The following is a 14,897-nucleotide window of genomic DNA, read 5'->3' on the forward strand; positions in this document are numbered from 1 at the left end:
CCCGGATCCCGGGTTAAGGGGTGCTTCGGAACCGCGGGGGCCGGGGATGGGTGCTGCGGGCCCGGAATCCCTCCGCTTTGGGATGACCCTCCGGTTTGTGCAGATCCCTCCGCTGCAAACCGGAGGGATCTGCACAAACCGGAGGGAACGCCTGGGAGAAGTTGCACTGTCGGGTCCCGGGTTAAGGGGTGCTTCGGAACCGCGGCCCGTCCGGATGGCCCGGTGCGGACTATTGGCTGAGGCGGGCGTACACCACGTAGTTGTCGTCAAAGGTTCCGGCCTTGGGGTCATATCCGTCGCAGGTGATCAGGCGCAGCTCGGGACCTTCGGTGTTGCCGTAGACCTTCTCGGTGGGAAACGAGTCCTTGGGATACTGCTCCCCGTATTGGACGGAAAAGACTGCCGTGCTGCCGTCCTCGCGGGCCACCTCCACTTCATCTCCGGGCTGCAGCTTTCGCAGGTCTGCGAAGATCCCGGGACCGCCGCCTTCGGCGTTGACGTGGCCCAGGATCACCGCGGGTCCGGGTTCCCCGGGAGTGGGGGAGTGAAGGTACCAGCCTGCAGGTGACCCCGGCTTGCCGGGAGGAACTTCCAGGGCTCCCTTGTCATCCACGTCCAGGCGGATCAGGGGGGAGCGCGCCCCCACGGACGGAATGTTCAGGGAGGCCGGTACGGATGGTGCCAGAGCCAGCGGAGGTGGAGGTGCCGGGGCAGGGGGACTTGCGGCCTGGGGTGGCTCCTGACCCGGAACGGCGGACTCGGCAGGTGCAGCGGTGTCAGGGGGTGATGCCGGAGAGGGCGACGACGGCGAAGTCGTCCGGGCTGATATCTCCAAACCGGCGGTTGCCGTGCTTCCGGCGCCAAGAGGTTCGGCGCCTGCCTGGCCGGTGCTGCTGCAGGCGGTGAGAAGAAGGAGGACGGCCGCCGCTGCGGCCCGAAGGCTTCCGCGGCGGCCGTATGGTGCACTAGTCATTCCGGTTCATTTCTGACGCCTAGTCCTGCTGGGCCGTGCGGCGACGAACAATGAACGTACCTCCTGCGGCGGCTGCCAGCACCAGCCCGCCGCCGAGAGCCAGCACTCCGGCATTGGACCCCTGCGGTTCCTGGGCTATGCCGGTGTTGGCCCCGCCCGAAGGCACGCGGTCAACCTGCGGTGTGGACCAACCGGACTGGGTCGTTGGTATCTGTGCCACCGGCTTCGTGGCGTCATCACACCCGTAACCGTCCATGTCCTGGTCCAGATGCGTTCCGTAACGGGGATGGTTGGAAGGAATGTTGTACACGCCCTCATTGGCCGCCTCTGTGCAATTCGCGTAGGGCATGACCGGCGGCTCGGGCGGCTGGGGAGGCTGACCCGGTCCGTCAGCAAAAGCCGGAGTTGCCGAAAGGACTGAGAAGCCGGTGACCGCGGCGAGAGCCAAACCTGCAGTGCGCTTTTTCATGGTGCCTCTGCTTTCCGTGTGGAGGTAGTCACCCAAGTGGTGGGTGATGGAAACAGAGTAGGGAGAAGGTAGTTTTTGTCACCCGAGTAGGAGGGGGTTTTGGGTCCCCGGCAGGCAAATAAAACCCGGTGCGGGAGCGCTTAGGAAATGATGGTGGTAGTCACGGCCACAATTTGGGGTTTGGGCGGAAACGAGCTGAAACCGAAGCGAACGGGCGGTTTGAGGGGGGAGAGCCGGCCCAGGTCCCGGCCGTTCCACACCGCGGAAGCTCCGGCCACGGAACGGATGGAACGCACGCCGTAGAACTCATGGCGCCCGGCGCCGGCAGAACCTGCCGTGGAGACGCCCGGCACCAGCACCGCGGCCACGGGGTTGACCGCCGCCAGCCAGCGCGGATGCACGGCCAAAGCAGGAGGCACGTGCTCCAGCAGCCGCCCCAGGATCGTCCGCGGTCCCAGGGCCAGGTTCAGTCGAAGGGGGCCGGCGCTCACCAGGAACCGGTCGGCCGTGAGCCTGGCCTCGACGTCGACCACATCCACCGCGTCGAAATGGTAGGTGCCTCCGACATACGCCGCGACGTCGCTGTTCGGCGCCAGGAGCAGACGGGAGCCGGCGGCATTCTCCGCCATAACGTCGGTGAAGGCCCCGAACGGCGACTCAAGCCAGTGTCCCACCACCAGCCGAGTACCCGAATACGTGCCGATCCCTGCAATGTAGCCGCGAAAACGGTCCATCCGGTTACGCTACGCGAAGGTTTCCACCGGGAATACCCATTGTGGCGCTGCGTAAAGGGCGCCGGCGTTACAATCGGCTAAACTTGGTAGGTAAGAGCCCCGCGACTCCGGCTTGACTCCGGCTTTCTGTTATTCCGGTCTGGCCTGCGAGTTCAGGGGCGTTCTCATGCACGGAAGCGGATCGCGCCGTCGGCGTTTTTCCCCTTTCGTAACTAATGGGGGAGGATCCCATGCCCGCAATTGTCATCGTCGGCGCCCAGTGGGGCGACGAAGGTAAAGGTAAGGCCACCGACCTGCTGGGGGGCCGCGTCGATTATGTCGTCAAGCCCAACGGCGGAAACAACGCCGGCCACACCGTCGTCGTCGGCGGTGAAAAATACGAACTCAAGCTTTTGCCGGCCGGCATCCTGAGCCCCAACGCCATTCCCGTGATCGGCAACGGTTGCGTGGTGAACCTCGAAGCGCTTTTTGCCGAGATTGACGGCCTGGAGGCCCGCGGCGCGGACACCTCCAAACTGAGGATCTCCGCCAACGCCCACCTCGTGGCGCCGTTCCACCAGGTGATGGACAAGGTGACCGAACGGTTCCTGGGCAAGCGCGCCATCGGCACCACCGGGCGCGGCATCGGCCCGGCGTACATGGACAAGGTGGCCCGCCTGGGCATCCGGGTCCAGGACATCTTTGACGAGTCGATCCTGCGCCAGAAGGTCGAAGGCTCGCTGCGCCAGAAGAACCAGCTGCTGGTCAAGGTCTACAACCGCCGCGACGTCGACGTCGAAGAAGTTGTCGAATACTTCCTGTCCTACGCGGACCGGCTGCGCCCCATGGTCATCGACTCCACGTACGAGCTGAACCGCGCGCTGGACGAGGGCAAGGTTGTCCTGATGGAGGGCGGCCAGGCCACCTTCCTGGACGTGGACCACGGCACCTACCCGTTTGTGACGTCCTCCAACCCCACCGCCGGCGGCGCGTCCGTGGGCTCGGGCATCGGCCCGACCCGGATCACCCGTTCCGTGGGCATCATCAAGGCGTACACCACCCGTGTGGGCGCCGGCCCGTTCCCCACCGAGCTCTTTGACGACATGGGCCTGTACCTGCAGAAAACCGGCGGCGAGTTCGGTGTAAACACCGGCCGTCCCCGCCGCTGCGGCTGGTACGACGCCGTGCTGGCCCGCCACGCCTCGCGCGTGAACGGCTTCACCGACTACTTCGTCACGAAGCTGGACGTGCTCACCGGCATCGAGCAGATTCCGGTGTGCGTGGCCTACGACGTCGACGGCGTGCGGTTCGACGAGATGCCGATGACGCAGACCGACTTCCACCACGCCAAGCCGATCTTCGAGTACTTCGACGGCTGGACCGAGGACATCACCGGTGCCCGGACGCTGGACGACCTGCCCAAGAACGCCCGGGACTACGTGCTGGCACTGGAAAAAATGTCCGGCACCCGTTTCTCGGCCATCGGCGTCGGGCCGGACCGCGACCAGACCATCGTGGTGCGGGATCTGATCAACGAGTAGGACTTCGATAGAAGGAAGGCCCCGCAGCCGCTAAGGCTGCGGGGCCTTCCCCTGTTTAGGGTGCGGCCGGCATATCCGGGGCGGCCGGCACATCCAAGGCGGCTTCCTCGGCGGAACGGCGGAGCACGCAGAATTCGTTGCCCTCCGGATCGGCCAGCACCACCCAGCCCCTGCCCGACGTCGGCGCGCACTGCGCCCAGCGCGAGGAGCCGTTCCGCTTCCTGCTCCTGAGTGCTGCTCCCGGCCAAAAGTATCAGGCGCAGGGTCTAATCCGCCCGGCCGGAACCGATTAGTGTTTCTGCCCGCCTTGGGGCGGTGCTGTCCCGTTCGGCGGCTGCGCAGTGAGCGCATCCCGGATTTCGGTCAGCAGCATCACCTGCGGATCCGCGCTCTGCTCCGGGGTGATCCCAAGCCTCCGGTTGCGCCGTTCGATCATTTTGTTCATCGGCAGCACGATCGCGAAGTACACGGCAGCCGCGATGAGCAGGAAGTTCACCACGGCGGTCAGCAGGACCCCGAACTGAATCTGGTTCCCGTTGAAGGTAACTGCAGCGAAACTGTCGAAGTTCGGCGAACCGACGAGCCCGGAGATGAACGGCATAAGCACCGAGTTGACCAGGGCGTTCACGACTGTACTAAACGCTGCGCCGATGATTACGGCAACCGCCAGGTCCAGTACATTGCCCTTCATGATGAAGTCTTTGAATCCCTTTAGCATCTCGCCAGAGTAACCGCCCCAGGACCCGCGGCACCTCCCCCCACCGAAGAAACACTAGGCTTTGGGGAGAAATGAAGTCCCGCAGAACCTGATTCATGCGTGCTTACGCCAGCCGCATTGTGGTGATGCAGGTGGGACTGTCTTCGAAGGTCCCGAAGTCCTGGGTTGCGGTGCCTGCAGCGGAGGTAATCTGCAGGGACCCGGTAATGTCCTTCGGCACCCAGAAGCCGGCGAAGCCGTTCTCATAAGTGCTGGTGCTTTCATCCACCAGCACCGTTCCGTCGGCAGCTGTGATCCGCACCTGCACGGGGGTGTCGGTGAGTTCGCCCTGACAGCCGGAGAGACTGTGGTGGAAACAGTCGTGGGTGGTGGTGGTCCATGGTGCCACGGCCAGATAGAACTGATCCTCCGGCAGAGCCAGTATGGTCTCCTGCCCCTTGTCCTGAAGGATGACCGAATCGTAGGTCACCGAGGCGGAGAGGCCGGTGGACCGGTCCTCGTTGGTGCGGTCCAGCTGTTCAACGACTTCCGAGGTGCTGGCATGCTCCAGCCCATGCTCACGCAGCAAATTGCGGCTGTTCGTTTCACTGTCGTCCGGGCCGGCGCTGCAGCCCGTGGCCAGCAGCAGTGCGGCAACGGGCAGGATGAGACGCGTGAGCTTCATGGCACCAGCCTACGACGGCTCCGCGCCGGGCCTCAAAACGCAGCTCAGGCCACGGGGGTTCACCAGCGGTGCCGGGCCTCCTCGATCCAGCCGGTTAGCCCGCTCAGCGAATACTCGGTCCCGTCCGGGGTGCGTGCCGTTCCGGTCCAGGCGCCGAAGGCCTGCCAAATCTCGGAGGAGATCACGCCCAGCTTGGTGGCCGAGGTCCTGCGGTGGAACGGCGTCAGCACGGCATCGATCCACGGCCCGTGCACTGTCCAGGGTGATGCGGGATCACTGAGGTCATACGTGAACTCAAGTTCGCCGTCGTAGTGGTGCAGCCGACCGTCCACAATCAGGGCGTTTTCCGTGGCCGGAGTTCCGGCCGTCCACTGCCCGCCGATCTGCAGCCCCAGCCGCGTACCGTTCACGGTTCCCGACCCCGCACCCCAGGTCCACGTGGTCCGGTACGGCCAGCGGCCGCGCCCGCGGTCCAGAACGGCAAAGGCGCCGGCGCCGACGTCAAACGTCTTCCCGTCCACCGTCACGGTTCCGGAGACGTCCCGTGCCACGTCCTTGAGCGAGTACTGGAAGCGCCGGTCGGACCAGGGCACCACCACGCCCAGCACCTCTCCGTCCGCGGGTGCGTACAGATCCACCGCCACCCGCGGCGAGCGGGCACGCAGGTGGGTGCCGCCGTCGTCGTCGTGGAAGCGCAGCGACACATCGCCCGCGGCGCCCAGCGCCGTCAGCGGCGGAAGCGTGTCCGGCAGCTGGACGTCTGCGGGGGAGGGGAGGATCTTCAGCGGCTCGATGCTGATTTCCTCTCCGGTGGCCCGGACCAGCACGTAGATCTGGAGACTTGCCGCATACCCGAGGTTCACAATGGTCATGCCCACGGCCAGTTCCGGGGACAGGATCCCCCAGTACTCCCAGCGCTTGGTCCGCAGCCGCCCCGCCGGGCCGTCAGGGAGCGGGGTGCGGTGCAGCGGCGAGCGGGAGTAGCCAACGGCCTGCGGATTAAGGGATCCGCGGGCAGTGGTCAGGTCGGTCGGCAGCGTGAGTTCGTCCATGCGGCACCAGTCTAGGCGGCTGGTGCTCTCGATCCGTGCTCCGCTTCCGGGTCCTGGTCTAGGCTGGGAGGAACTTCGGTTCCGGAAGAAGGCGGTTTTTATGTTGGTGAGCGTAGGCCAGTTCAGTCCCACGGGCGACGTCGGGGAGAACCTTGACGTCATGTGTTCCCTGACGGCCAAAGCGAAGGCCGAGGGCGCCGAGCTGATCGTGTTTCCCGAGGAATCAATGTTCAGCGTCGGCAAAGTCGAAGGCCCGCTGGCCGCGGCGGTCGACGCCGGCTGGACCACCTTTGTGCAGCAGCTGTCCCTCCTCGCTGCCGAACAGGGCATCGCCGTCGTTGCCGGCGGGTATGAATCCAGCGGCGAGGACCGGCCCTTCAACACGCTGGTGCTGATAGACGCCACCGGGCGGATCGCCGACACCTACCGCAAACTGCACCTGTATGACGCTTTCAGTTACGCCGAGTCGGAGCGGATCAAGCCCGGCGACGGCGGCGTCAAGGTTGTCGAGCTTGGAGGCATCAAGGTTGGGCTGATGACCTGCTATGACATCCGCTTCCCTGAACTGGCACGTGCGCTCACTGATCAGGGCGCGGACCTGCTGGCGGTTCCGGCGGCCTGGTTCAAGGGCGAGCACAAGATTGAACACTGGGAAACGCTGCTCAAGGCCCGCGCCATCGAAAACACCGTATGGGTGGCCGCCGCGGGAACCTCGAGCCGCCACACGGTGGGCCACTCGGCGATCCTGGACCCGATGGGCGTGGCGCAGGCATTCCTGGGTGATGAATCCGAGGCAGTGGTCACGGCCGAGGTCACCCGCAAGCGGATCGACGACGTCCGGGAGTTCCTGCCGGTGCTCCGCAACCGCCGCTTTGCGGCCAACGACCGCATTGTTTCCGCCCAATAAAACTTTTTTCGCAACAACGTAACCTTTCGGTACTCCGGTACGATTACTCTTTTGGAACGACCGCACCGAGGCTTATCCCCCCAACGAGCCCCGGTGCGGTCGTTTCTTCATGTGTGGGGGCCAAACCGGCAGGGTAGTATGTGGGGCGCCCATCCTTCCGCGAGGGAAAGACCGAACCTTGGCCACAGCCCTGACAGAGGAAATCCTCTCTGCCGCCGCCGGCGGGAAGCCCGAAGCACTTCGCCGGATCTATGAGGCGCTCGCACCGTCGATCCTGGCCTATCTCAGCGGCAAGGGAAGCGAAGATCCTGAGGCACTGACCCAGGAAGTCTTCCTGACGGTCTTCGGCAAACTGAACACGCTGACCGGGGGTTTATCCGGATTGCGGACCTTCGCTTTTTCAGTGGCCCATGCACGGATGGTTGATGATGCCCGGAGGCGTGAGCGGCAACCGCTGCTGGCGGAGTTTCATCCCTCGGCCGATGCCCGAGTCACCGCTTCAGCCGAAGAAACGGTGCTTGGATCGGGAGCCGGAGTCGCCGAACTTCTGGAAGGGCTGACACGCCGGCAACAGGAAGTGCTCCTGCTGCGTGTTGTTGGTGACCAGTCCGTCGAAAACACGGCCAAGATCATGGGATGCACCGAGGGAGCAGTCAAACAGCTGCAAAACAGGGCGTTAAAAACACTCAAGGACCGGTTGGAACGGGAACGAAAGGAGGAGCCGGCTCATGAACGAATTGCCTGAACCGGACAACGACCTGGGCATCCGGCATCTCCTGGCCGAATCCGGGACCGGGGAAAGCCCCGAGCTCCTCGAGGGCCTGCGCCGCCTGCGGTCCTTTCGCTCCGCCCCCGCCCCCAAACCCACGGGCGAGCTGGCTGCCCTGCTTGCCGAAACACCCGCCCCGCCCCCTCAGCGGCCGCCGCGGCACCGCGGCTTGATCCTGAGCTTTGCGTTGGCGGGTGCCATGGCGGCGGGCACCACCGGGGTTGCCGCGAACAACGACCTGCGCCTCGCCACCGATACATTCTCCGCCCACCTGATTGAACAGATGCTGCCGGGCCACAACCACGACGAGCCGCAGCCGCCCGCCCAACCGCCCGACGACGTCCCCCTGGCCGCCGGTGACGCTGCGGCGGAAGGCGGTGCCGGCGGTTCCGGCGGTTCCGGCGGAGAGCCGGCGGTTCCCGGAACCCACCTGCCGGTGCCCGCGGTTGACGCCGGCGGGCAGGGGGCACCGGCAGCGGCGGAAACCCCGCCTCCGGCCGACAACACGCTGCCCGCCCCGGCTGCTGAACCCGCACCAGCCGTCCTTCCGGAAACCGCTGCCACTCCGGAAGCCCCGGCCATTCCCGAAGCCAGCGCAGAGCAACCCGGGAAGAGCGGCGGCGCGCATCCCTCCGGCATCCATCCGGGACAGGGCAGGCCGGCCGACGGCCACAACGGGCGGGGCAGGCACTGGCCCGGCGACCGGGAATCGGCCCAGGCCCCCGGACAGGGGAGGGGCTCCGCCGGCCCCGCCGGCCCCGCCGGCCCCGCCGGCCACAGCCGAGAGAGCGCCCATCCAAACAACCGGACCGGACAGGGCCCCTAAGCGGTCAGCTGCCGCTTCGAGGAAATGACTCCGGTGTTAAACCCGGCCAGGTTCAGTCCGCCGTGGAACCGCGCATGCTCGATCTTGATGCAGCGGTCCATCACCACGTTCAGGCCGGCGGCCTCCGCGTCCCGCGCCACCTCCTCATGCCAGGAACCCAGCTGCAGCCACAGGGTCTTCGCGCCGACGGCGACGGACTCCTGAAGCACCTGCGGCAGGTCATCATGGCGCCGGAAAACATCCACGATGTCCGGAACCTCGGGCAGGTCCGCCAGGGAGGCATATACGGGCCGGCCGAGGATCTCCCGGGCCACCGGGTTCACGAAGTAGACCGTGTAGGGCGAGGAGGAGAGCAGATACGTGGCCACGAAGTAGGAGGCACGGGACGGCTTGTCCGAGGCTCCGACAATCGCGATCGACTTCGCACTGCGCAGCAGAGCGAGCCGTTCCGGGGCGCTCGGCCCGTCCCAGGTCCTGGATTCGGTTCCAACTTCAGCTGACATTGGCGGGCTCCTCAACGGTGGATGCAACGGGAAAGGCAGAGGCGGCAGCCACGGCCGCGGCGAGTGCCTGGTCCAGGTCCCAGAGGATGTCCTCGAGGTCCTCCAGGCCCACGGAAATCCGGACCAGATCCTCGGCCACTCCGGCGGCGGAGAGCTGCTCGGAGGAGAGCTGGCCGTGCGTGGTGGATCCGGGATGGATCACCAGCGTCCGGGAGTCACCCACATTGGCCAGGTGCGAGGCCAGCTGCAGGGCTTCAATGAAGGTCTTGCCGGCCTCGCGGCCGCCGCGGACACCAAAGCTGAAGACCGATCCCGGTCCCTTCGGCAGGTACTTTTTCGCCCGGTCGTGATGGGGGTGGGACGGAAGCCCGGCATAGCTGACCCACGACACGCGCTCGTCGGCTTCGAGCCATTCGGCCACGGCCTGAGCGTTTTTCAGGTGCTCGTCGAGCCGCTGCGGGAGGGTCTCCACCCCCTGCAGCAGGGCAAATGCCGACGTTGCGCTCAGCGTCGGCCCGATGTCGCGCAGCTGCTCGGAGCGCAGCTTGGTGAGGAACCCGTATTCGCCGAAGTTCCCCCACCACGAGATGTTGCCGTAGCTGGCCACCGGTTCCGTCATGGCCGGGAACTTGCCGTTGCCCCAGTTGAACTTTCCGGATTCCACCACCACCCCGCCCAGCGTGGTGCCGTGGCCGCCGAGGAACTTGGTGGCCGAGTGGATGACAATGTCAGCGCCGTGCTCAAACGGGCGCACCAGATACGGCGTACTGAGGGTGGCATCGAGGATCAGCGGCACACCGGCGTCGTGCGCCACCTTGGCCAGTCCCGCAATGTCGGTGACTTCGCCGCTGGGATTGGCCACCACCTCGGCGTACACGGCCTTGGTGTTCTCCCGGATTGCTGCAGCGTAGTCCGCCGGGTCGGTGCCGGAAACAAAGGTGGTGTCGATGCCGAAGCGGCGCAGGGTTACGTCCAGCTGGGTCACGGTGCCGCCGTAGAGCTGTGCGGCGGCCACGATGTGGTCGCCGGCCCCGCACAGCGCGGCAAAGGTCACGAATTCCGCGGACATGCCCGACGCCGTCGCCACCGCCCCGATGCCTCCCTCGAGTGAGGCGATGCGTTCCTCGAAGGCAGCCACGGTGGGATTGCCGATGCGGGAGTAGATGTTGCCGTACTTCTGCAGCGAGAAGAGGTTGGCGGCGTCGTCGGTGTCCTTGAAGACAAACGACGTGCTCTGGTAGATGGGCACGGCGCGGGCACCGTGCGTGGCGTCGGGGGTTCCGCCGGCGTGCAGGGCACGGGTCCGGAAGCCGAAGTGGCGATCACTCATGAAATGAGTGCTCCTTTCTGGTGGCCGCGGCAAAGCGGCTCGTTGATCGTTGCGAGTTGGAGACAGCGGGCGAAGAATGTTCAGCAGGAGCGGGCACACAGCGGACGGGCAGCGGCGGGCGACGCCGGAGGGACCAACGAAGGGCATCAGCGCCATGGACGAATACGTCGTTGTCATCGAAACCGGCTACAAGCTCGGTGCCGCTACGCACAAAATCTCCGCCACGGAACCGCTGCCGCAGGTCGAAGCCAGCCGGCTGTTCCTGGAACTGATGGACGGGATGCACGCCGATCTTCTGCCCGCAAAGGCGGACACCACCTACCTGGAAATTTCGCCCACGGAGTTCATGCGGATCCACCGGCTGATGGGCGGAGTAGTGGTGATGGACCGGGTGACGCTGGCCCGCGTTCACTGAGACACTCCTTCGCGGCGGTCCCGGCACACGCGGGCGATGTCCGCGATGCAGGGCTCGTTCTGCAGGCTGGTGGTGTCGCCCAGCGCCGTGCCGTCAAACAGCTGGGTCAGCAGCCGCCGCATGATTTTCCCGGAGCGGGTCTTGGGTACATCGGGAACGACGACGACGGCGGCCGGCTTCGCGATCGGCCCGATCTCCCGGGCAATGTGGGCCCGCAGTTCCACGGTGACGCGCCGGGTGAAGGCCGGGTCCGCCGGACCCGGTTCGGGCAGGGCGGCGGCGGCCGCCGGGGACAGGACTACGAACGCCGCGATCGCGTGCCCGGTTTTGGGATCCGGCACCGGACAGACGCCCGCCTCGGTGACCCAGGGATGGGAAACCAGGGCTGACTCAATTTCGATCGTGGACAGCCGGTGCCCTGACACGTTGAGCACGTCGTCGGTGCGGCCGAGAATCCAGGTGTCGCCGTCGTCGTCGTACTTTGCACCGTCGCCGGCCAGGAACCAGCCCTGCCGGGCGTACTGCCGCCAGTAGGAGGACAGGTAACGCTGCGGATTGCCCCACACCGTGCGGGCCATCGCCGGCCCGGTTTTATCCACCACGATGAAGCCCTGCGTGTTCGGCGGTACCGGGTTTCCGTCACCGTCCACGATCCGGGTGCTCACGCCGGGCAGCGCGCGGGAGGCGCAGCCGGGCTTGAACTGCGCGTCGCCGGGCCGCGGGGAGAGGATGGTGGCGCCGGTCTCGGACTGCCACCAGGTATCAATGACCGGCACCTCCCCGCGGCCAAGCTGCTCGCGCAGCCAGCGCCACGCCTCCGGGTTCACCGCTTCACCCACCGTGCCCAGCAGCCGGATGGAGGAGAGGTCGTACGTTCCCGGAACGCCCTCGGGGAACCAGCCCATCAGCGACCGGAGCAGGGTGGGAGCGGTGTAGTAGCTGGTGACCTGGTACCGCTGGATGATCTCGAAGTGCCGGCCCGGATGCGGCGTATCCGGGGTGCCCTCGAAGATCACCTGGGTGGCGCCGTTGGAGAGCGGACCGTAGATCTCGTAGGTGTGCGCGGTGACCCAGGCCAGGTCGGCGGTGCACCAGTGCACGTCGCGCTCGCGGGCGCCCGGATCCGGGTTCGCGAAGAGGTATTCGTAGCTCCAGGAGGTCTGCGTCAGATAGCCGCCCATGGTGTGGACCAGGCCCTTGGGCTTCCCGGTGGTGCCCGAGGTGTACATGATGAACAGCGGCGTCTCCGCGTCGAAGGCCTCCGGCTCGTGCAGGTCCGGGGCGGTGTCCACGGTTTCGTGCCACCAGAGGTCCCGTCCCTCGGTCCAGTCGATCTCGGATCCGGTGCGGCGGACCACCAGCACATGCTCAATGGCGTTGGTTCCGGACACCGCGGCGTCGGCGTTGTCCTTGACCGGTACTGCGGCGCCGCGGCGGAACTGGCCGTCGGTGGTCACCAGCAGCTTGGCGCCGGTGTCCTCGACGCGGAACTTCAGCGCTTCCGCGGAGAAGCCGCCGAACACCAGCGAATGCACGGCGCCGATCCGGGCGCAGGCCAGGGTGATCACGATGGTCTCCACGATCACCGGCAGGTAAATGACCACGCGGTCTCCGCGGCCGATGCCCAGCGCCAGCAGCGCGTTGGCGGCGCGGGAGACCTCGCGCTGCAGATCGGCGTAGGTAACAGTGCGGCGGTCACCGGGTTCGCCCTCGAAATGCAGGGCCACCTTGTTGCCGCGGCCTGCGGCCACATGGCGGTCCACGCAGTTCACGGCGACATTCAGGGTGCCGCCGGCGAACCATTCGATCGAGGGGACGCTGTATTCGGCGTCGTCCTCGGGCGTTTGCGGCCCGCTCAGGCGCTGCGGCGCGGCGAAGGTGTGGGCGGTGTGCCAGGGCTGCTCCCACTGGAGCCGGCGTGCGGCGGCTTCCCAGAACGCGATGCGTTCATCCTCCGTGGCGGGATCGACGGCGCCGGCCGGGTCAACGGTGGCTTCGATCGCTGGGATCAGGCCCATTTCTTCACGGCCCCTTTCTCTGCAAGTCCCAGGAGCGCGTCGGTGGCCTTGCCGATGAGGGCAAGCAGGACGATGGCCAGCAGCAGCCGGTCGGTGCGTCCGTTGTTCTGCGAATCGATGAGCAGAAAGCCCAGCCCCATCGAGGAGGCAATGAGTTCGGCGGCAACCAGGAACAGCCACGCCTGGGCCAGGGCCAGCCGCAGCCCGGAGAACACGGCGGGGACGACGGCGGGCAGCTGCACCGTTCTCAGCAGCTTCAGCCCGTTCAGGCCAAAGGCCCGGGCAGCTTCGACCAGGTTCCGGTCCACGTGGCGCAGGGCCAGGGACACTGTGGTGAACACCGGGAAAAACGCGCCGATGGCGATCAGGGTGATCTTGGAATCCTCACCGATCTTCAACCACAGGATCAGCAGCGGCACCCAGGCCAGGGACGGTACGGCGCGCAGTGCACCGATCACCGGGCTGAGCAGGACCTCCGCCAGCCGGGACAAGCCCAGCAGGGCACCCAGCGCCAGCCCCAGCAGGGCGCCGATGACAAAACCAATGAGCACCCGCTGGGTGGAAATGGCGATGTGCTGGCCCAGCTGGCCGCGGTCGATGAGGTCGAGGGCCGCTGTGTAGACGGCGGCGGGGGAAGGCAGCTGGACGGCGGTGAAGACACCGGCGGCCGTGCTGAGCTGCCAGGCTGCCAGCAGGGCGGCCGGAACCACCAGTCCCAGGGCGAGCCGGATCCAGCGGCGGGAAAGCAGGCCTGCGGGTGCAGTTTCCCTGCTTGGCCCGGAAGGGGAGGGTGCCGCCGCAGCTCCGGTGGCGGCCAGGCCTGCCCGGGAGACGGGAACGGCGCTGTTGCCGGTGAGGTACGGGGTTTCGAACTGCGTCATCAGGACTCCTTGACGGCGTCGGGGTCGGCATTACGCACGTAGGAATCGTCAAAGAGGCTGTCCAGGGCGGTGTCGATCTTGGCCTGGTCCGCAACGTCTCCGGTCTCCACGAGCGTGGGGCCGATCTTCTCCAGGACGCTGCGCTGCGCCTCGCCCGGGGCGGGGTCGACGTCGAGGTTGCTGCGTTCGAGCACCACGGTCTGCGCAACGGCCAGATCCAGTCCGGCGACGTCGGCGAGGATCTGCGCGGTTTCCTCCGGGTTCTCCGCAGCCCAGGCGCGGGCCCTCTCGTAGGCGTTGACGACGGCCTGTGCCTGCTCGGGATCCCCCTCAAGGAACGCCTCATTTGCGGCCAGGATGCCGTAGGTGTTGAAGTCCAGGTTCCGGTGGACCAGCCGGGCACCGTTTTGCTCGGCGCCGGCCATGATCGGGTCAAGTCCGGCCCAGGCGTCCACCGAACCGTTCTCCAGTGCGGTGCGCCCGTCGGCGTGCTGCAGCTGCTCCACGGTGACGTCGGTGAGGCTCAGCCCGGCCTCTTCCAGGGCCTGGACCAGGAAGAAATACGGGTCCGTGCCCTTGGTGGCGGCCACCGACTTGCCCTTGAGGTCCGACACGGACGTGATCTCCGAATCCGCGCCGACTACCAGCGCTGACCACTCGGGCTGGGAAAAGACGTCGATGGCCTTGATCGGGGACCCGTTGGCACGGTTGAGCAGCGCGGCGGAACCGGCCGTGGAACCGACGTCCACCGCTCCGGACCGCAGATTCTCGTTGGCCTTGTTGGACCCGGCCGACTGCACCCACTCCACGGTGACGCCGTCCTCCGCGAGCGTTTCCTCCAGCCAGCCCTGGTCCTTGATGATCAGGCTCAGCGGGTTGTACGTCGCGAAGTCCAGGGTGAGTGTTCCGCCGTCGGCGGTTCCGGCGTTCGCGGCAGATTCGGAATCCTCCCCGGCCACGCAGCCGGTCAGCAGCAGGGACGCTGCGGCCGCGGCCGCGGCGAGGGCCTTGATGGGGGAGGAAATCGGAGAGGAGCTGCGGGAACGGCTGTTCATGGGAGTTTCTTTCTCTGGGAAGTCTGGGAAGCATGAGTCAGTGCCGCAAAAGGCACGGGAGGA

The 14,897-nt window shown here is 66.5% G+C and carries 16 protein-coding genes; 5 read left to right on the forward strand and 11 right to left on the reverse strand.

Features of this window, described 5'->3' with window-relative positions; genetic code table 11:
• Positions 1-229: 229 nt before the first annotated feature.
• The 3 genes from M1D40_RS00785 to M1D40_RS00795 all read right to left on the reverse strand — a co-directional run bounded on the left by M1D40_RS00785 (position 230) and on the right by M1D40_RS00795 (position 2,176).
• Positions 230-973 carry a class F sortase gene (locus M1D40_RS00785; protein WP_461169842.1) on the reverse strand — a complete coding sequence of 248 codons (744 nt, stop codon included), beginning with the start codon at positions 971-973 and terminating at the stop codon, positions 230-232.
• A gap of 19 nt (positions 974-992) precedes the next feature.
• Positions 993-1,442 carry an excalibur calcium-binding domain-containing protein gene (locus M1D40_RS00790; RefSeq protein WP_461169843.1) on the reverse strand — a complete coding sequence of 150 codons (450 nt, stop codon included), beginning with the start codon at positions 1,440-1,442 and terminating at the stop codon, positions 993-995.
• 140 nt (positions 1,443-1,582) lie between these two features.
• Positions 1,583-2,176: a hypothetical protein gene (locus M1D40_RS00795; RefSeq protein ID WP_461169844.1), complete on the reverse strand. Its 594-nt coding sequence runs from the start codon at positions 2,174-2,176 to the stop codon at positions 1,583-1,585.
• A 230-nt stretch (positions 2,177-2,406) separates the two neighbouring features.
• Here M1D40_RS00795 and M1D40_RS00800 point away from each other — a divergent pair, with 230 nt between their 5' ends.
• Positions 2,407-3,696 (forward strand): adenylosuccinate synthase, encoded by a 1,290-nt coding sequence (locus M1D40_RS00800; RefSeq protein ID WP_461169845.1) that lies wholly within the window; start codon positions 2,407-2,409, stop codon positions 3,694-3,696.
• Positions 3,697-3,985: 289 nt separating this feature from the next.
• On the opposite strand, the gene mscL is transcribed toward M1D40_RS00800, so the two are convergent.
• The 3 genes from mscL to M1D40_RS00815 all read right to left on the reverse strand — a co-directional run bounded on the left by mscL (position 3,986) and on the right by M1D40_RS00815 (position 6,130).
• Entirely contained in the window at positions 3,986-4,414 is a 429-nt protein-coding gene (gene mscL, locus M1D40_RS00805) for a large conductance mechanosensitive channel protein MscL (protein ID WP_341394693.1), read from the reverse strand.
• Between the two features lie 103 nt (positions 4,415-4,517).
• Positions 4,518-5,078 carry a CueP family metal-binding protein gene (locus M1D40_RS00810; protein ID WP_461169846.1) on the reverse strand — a complete coding sequence of 187 codons (561 nt, stop codon included), beginning with the start codon at positions 5,076-5,078 and terminating at the stop codon, positions 4,518-4,520.
• 59 nt (positions 5,079-5,137) lie between these two features.
• Positions 5,138-6,130, reverse strand: coding sequence for a DUF2804 domain-containing protein (locus tag M1D40_RS00815; RefSeq protein WP_461169847.1), 993 nt, complete (start codon positions 6,128-6,130; stop codon positions 5,138-5,140).
• A gap of 100 nt (positions 6,131-6,230) precedes the next feature.
• Between M1D40_RS00815 and M1D40_RS00820 the strand changes: the two genes are divergently transcribed.
• The 3 genes from M1D40_RS00820 to M1D40_RS00830 all read left to right on the forward strand — a co-directional run bounded on the left by M1D40_RS00820 (position 6,231) and on the right by M1D40_RS00830 (position 8,632).
• The gene (locus tag M1D40_RS00820; RefSeq protein WP_461169848.1) at positions 6,231-7,037 is read left to right on the forward strand and encodes a carbon-nitrogen hydrolase family protein; all 807 of its coding nucleotides are present in this window, start codon (positions 6,231-6,233) and stop codon (positions 7,035-7,037) included.
• Between the two features lie 178 nt (positions 7,038-7,215).
• Positions 7,216-7,782, forward strand: a complete 567-nt coding sequence (locus M1D40_RS00825; RefSeq protein ID WP_341394697.1) for an RNA polymerase sigma factor — start codon at positions 7,216-7,218, stop codon at positions 7,780-7,782.
• Positions 7,766-8,632, forward strand: a complete 867-nt coding sequence (locus M1D40_RS00830; RefSeq protein WP_461169849.1) for a hypothetical protein — start codon at positions 7,766-7,768, stop codon at positions 8,630-8,632. Before M1D40_RS00825 ends, M1D40_RS00830 begins: the two co-directional genes overlap by 17 nt.
• On the opposite strand, the gene M1D40_RS00835 is transcribed toward M1D40_RS00830, so the two are convergent.
• Together M1D40_RS00835 and M1D40_RS00840 are read right to left on the reverse strand one after the other, a co-directional pair.
• The gene (locus M1D40_RS00835) at positions 8,629-9,135 is read right to left on the reverse strand and encodes a CoA-binding protein (RefSeq protein WP_461169850.1); all 507 of its coding nucleotides are present in this window, start codon (positions 9,133-9,135) and stop codon (positions 8,629-8,631) included. The two genes, M1D40_RS00830 and M1D40_RS00835, sit on opposite strands and share 4 nt — an antisense overlap.
• A complete protein-coding gene (locus M1D40_RS00840; protein WP_461169851.1) occupies positions 9,125-10,465 on the reverse strand; it encodes an O-acetylhomoserine aminocarboxypropyltransferase/cysteine synthase family protein in 1,341 nt (446 codons plus the stop codon). Before M1D40_RS00840 ends, M1D40_RS00835 begins: the two co-directional genes overlap by 11 nt.
• Positions 10,466-10,541: 76 nt before the next feature.
• Between M1D40_RS00840 and M1D40_RS00845 the strand changes: the two genes are divergently transcribed.
• Positions 10,542-10,880 carry a hypothetical protein gene (locus M1D40_RS00845; protein ID WP_461169852.1) on the forward strand — a complete coding sequence of 113 codons (339 nt, stop codon included), beginning with the start codon at positions 10,542-10,544 and terminating at the stop codon, positions 10,878-10,880.
• Here the strand turns inward: M1D40_RS00845 and acs are convergent.
• From acs to M1D40_RS00860, 3 genes are read right to left on the reverse strand one after another with little or no spacing between them, the layout of a single operon-like run.
• A complete protein-coding gene (gene acs / locus M1D40_RS00850; RefSeq protein ID WP_461169853.1) occupies positions 10,874-12,898 on the reverse strand; it encodes an acetate--CoA ligase in 2,025 nt (674 codons plus the stop codon). The genes M1D40_RS00845 and acs overlap by 7 nt on opposite strands.
• Positions 12,889-13,779, reverse strand: coding sequence for an ABC transporter permease (locus M1D40_RS00855; RefSeq protein WP_461169854.1), 891 nt, complete (start codon positions 13,777-13,779; stop codon positions 12,889-12,891). Before M1D40_RS00855 ends, acs begins: the two co-directional genes overlap by 10 nt.
• Positions 13,779-14,834: an aliphatic sulfonate ABC transporter substrate-binding protein gene (locus M1D40_RS00860; protein ID WP_461169855.1), complete on the reverse strand. Its 1,056-nt coding sequence runs from the start codon at positions 14,832-14,834 to the stop codon at positions 13,779-13,781. The genes M1D40_RS00855 and M1D40_RS00860 overlap by 1 nt, the downstream gene beginning before the upstream one ends.
• Between the last annotated feature and the right edge of the window lie 63 nt (positions 14,835-14,897).

It is taken from the genome of Arthrobacter sp. Z1-15, from assembly GCF_054792395.1.

What these genes read in the sequence shown, in the direction of transcription:
- M1D40_RS00815 (WP_461169847.1), bottom strand. Translation starts at nt 6,130, where the DNA reads ATGGACGAACTCACGCTGCCGACCGACCTGACCACTGCCCGCGGATCC.
- M1D40_RS00810 (WP_461169846.1), bottom strand. Translation starts at nt 5,078, where the DNA reads ATGAAGCTCACGCGTCTCATCCTGCCCGTTGCCGCACTGCTGCTGGCC.
- M1D40_RS00860 (WP_461169855.1), bottom strand. Translation starts at nt 14,834, where the DNA reads ATGAACAGCCGTTCCCGCAGCTCCTCTCCGATTTCCTCCCCCATCAAG.
- M1D40_RS00840 (WP_461169851.1), bottom strand. Translation starts at nt 10,465, where the DNA reads ATGAGTGATCGCCACTTCGGCTTCCGGACCCGTGCCCTGCACGCCGGC.
- M1D40_RS00855 (WP_461169854.1), bottom strand. Translation starts at nt 13,779, where the DNA reads ATGACGCAGTTCGAAACCCCGTACCTCACCGGCAACAGCGCCGTTCCC.
- M1D40_RS00790 (WP_461169843.1), bottom strand. Translation starts at nt 1,442, where the DNA reads ATGAAAAAGCGCACTGCAGGTTTGGCTCTCGCCGCGGTCACCGGCTTC.
- M1D40_RS00800 (WP_461169845.1), top strand. Translation starts at nt 2,407, where the DNA reads ATGCCCGCAATTGTCATCGTCGGCGCCCAGTGGGGCGACGAAGGTAAA.
- M1D40_RS00845 (WP_461169852.1), top strand. Translation starts at nt 10,542, where the DNA reads ATGTTCAGCAGGAGCGGGCACACAGCGGACGGGCAGCGGCGGGCGACG.
- M1D40_RS00835 (WP_461169850.1), bottom strand. Translation starts at nt 9,135, where the DNA reads ATGTCAGCTGAAGTTGGAACCGAATCCAGGACCTGGGACGGGCCGAGC.
- M1D40_RS00830 (WP_461169849.1), top strand. Translation starts at nt 7,766, where the DNA reads ATGAACGAATTGCCTGAACCGGACAACGACCTGGGCATCCGGCATCTC.
- mscL (WP_341394693.1), bottom strand. Translation starts at nt 4,414, where the DNA reads ATGCTAAAGGGATTCAAAGACTTCATCATGAAGGGCAATGTACTGGAC.
- M1D40_RS00785 (WP_461169842.1), bottom strand. Translation starts at nt 973, where the DNA reads ATGACTAGTGCACCATACGGCCGCCGCGGAAGCCTTCGGGCCGCAGCG.
- M1D40_RS00795 (WP_461169844.1), bottom strand. Translation starts at nt 2,176, where the DNA reads ATGGACCGTTTTCGCGGCTACATTGCAGGGATCGGCACGTATTCGGGT.
- M1D40_RS00820 (WP_461169848.1), top strand. Translation starts at nt 6,231, where the DNA reads ATGTTGGTGAGCGTAGGCCAGTTCAGTCCCACGGGCGACGTCGGGGAG.
- acs (WP_461169853.1), bottom strand. Translation starts at nt 12,898, where the DNA reads ATGGGCCTGATCCCAGCGATCGAAGCCACCGTTGACCCGGCCGGCGCC.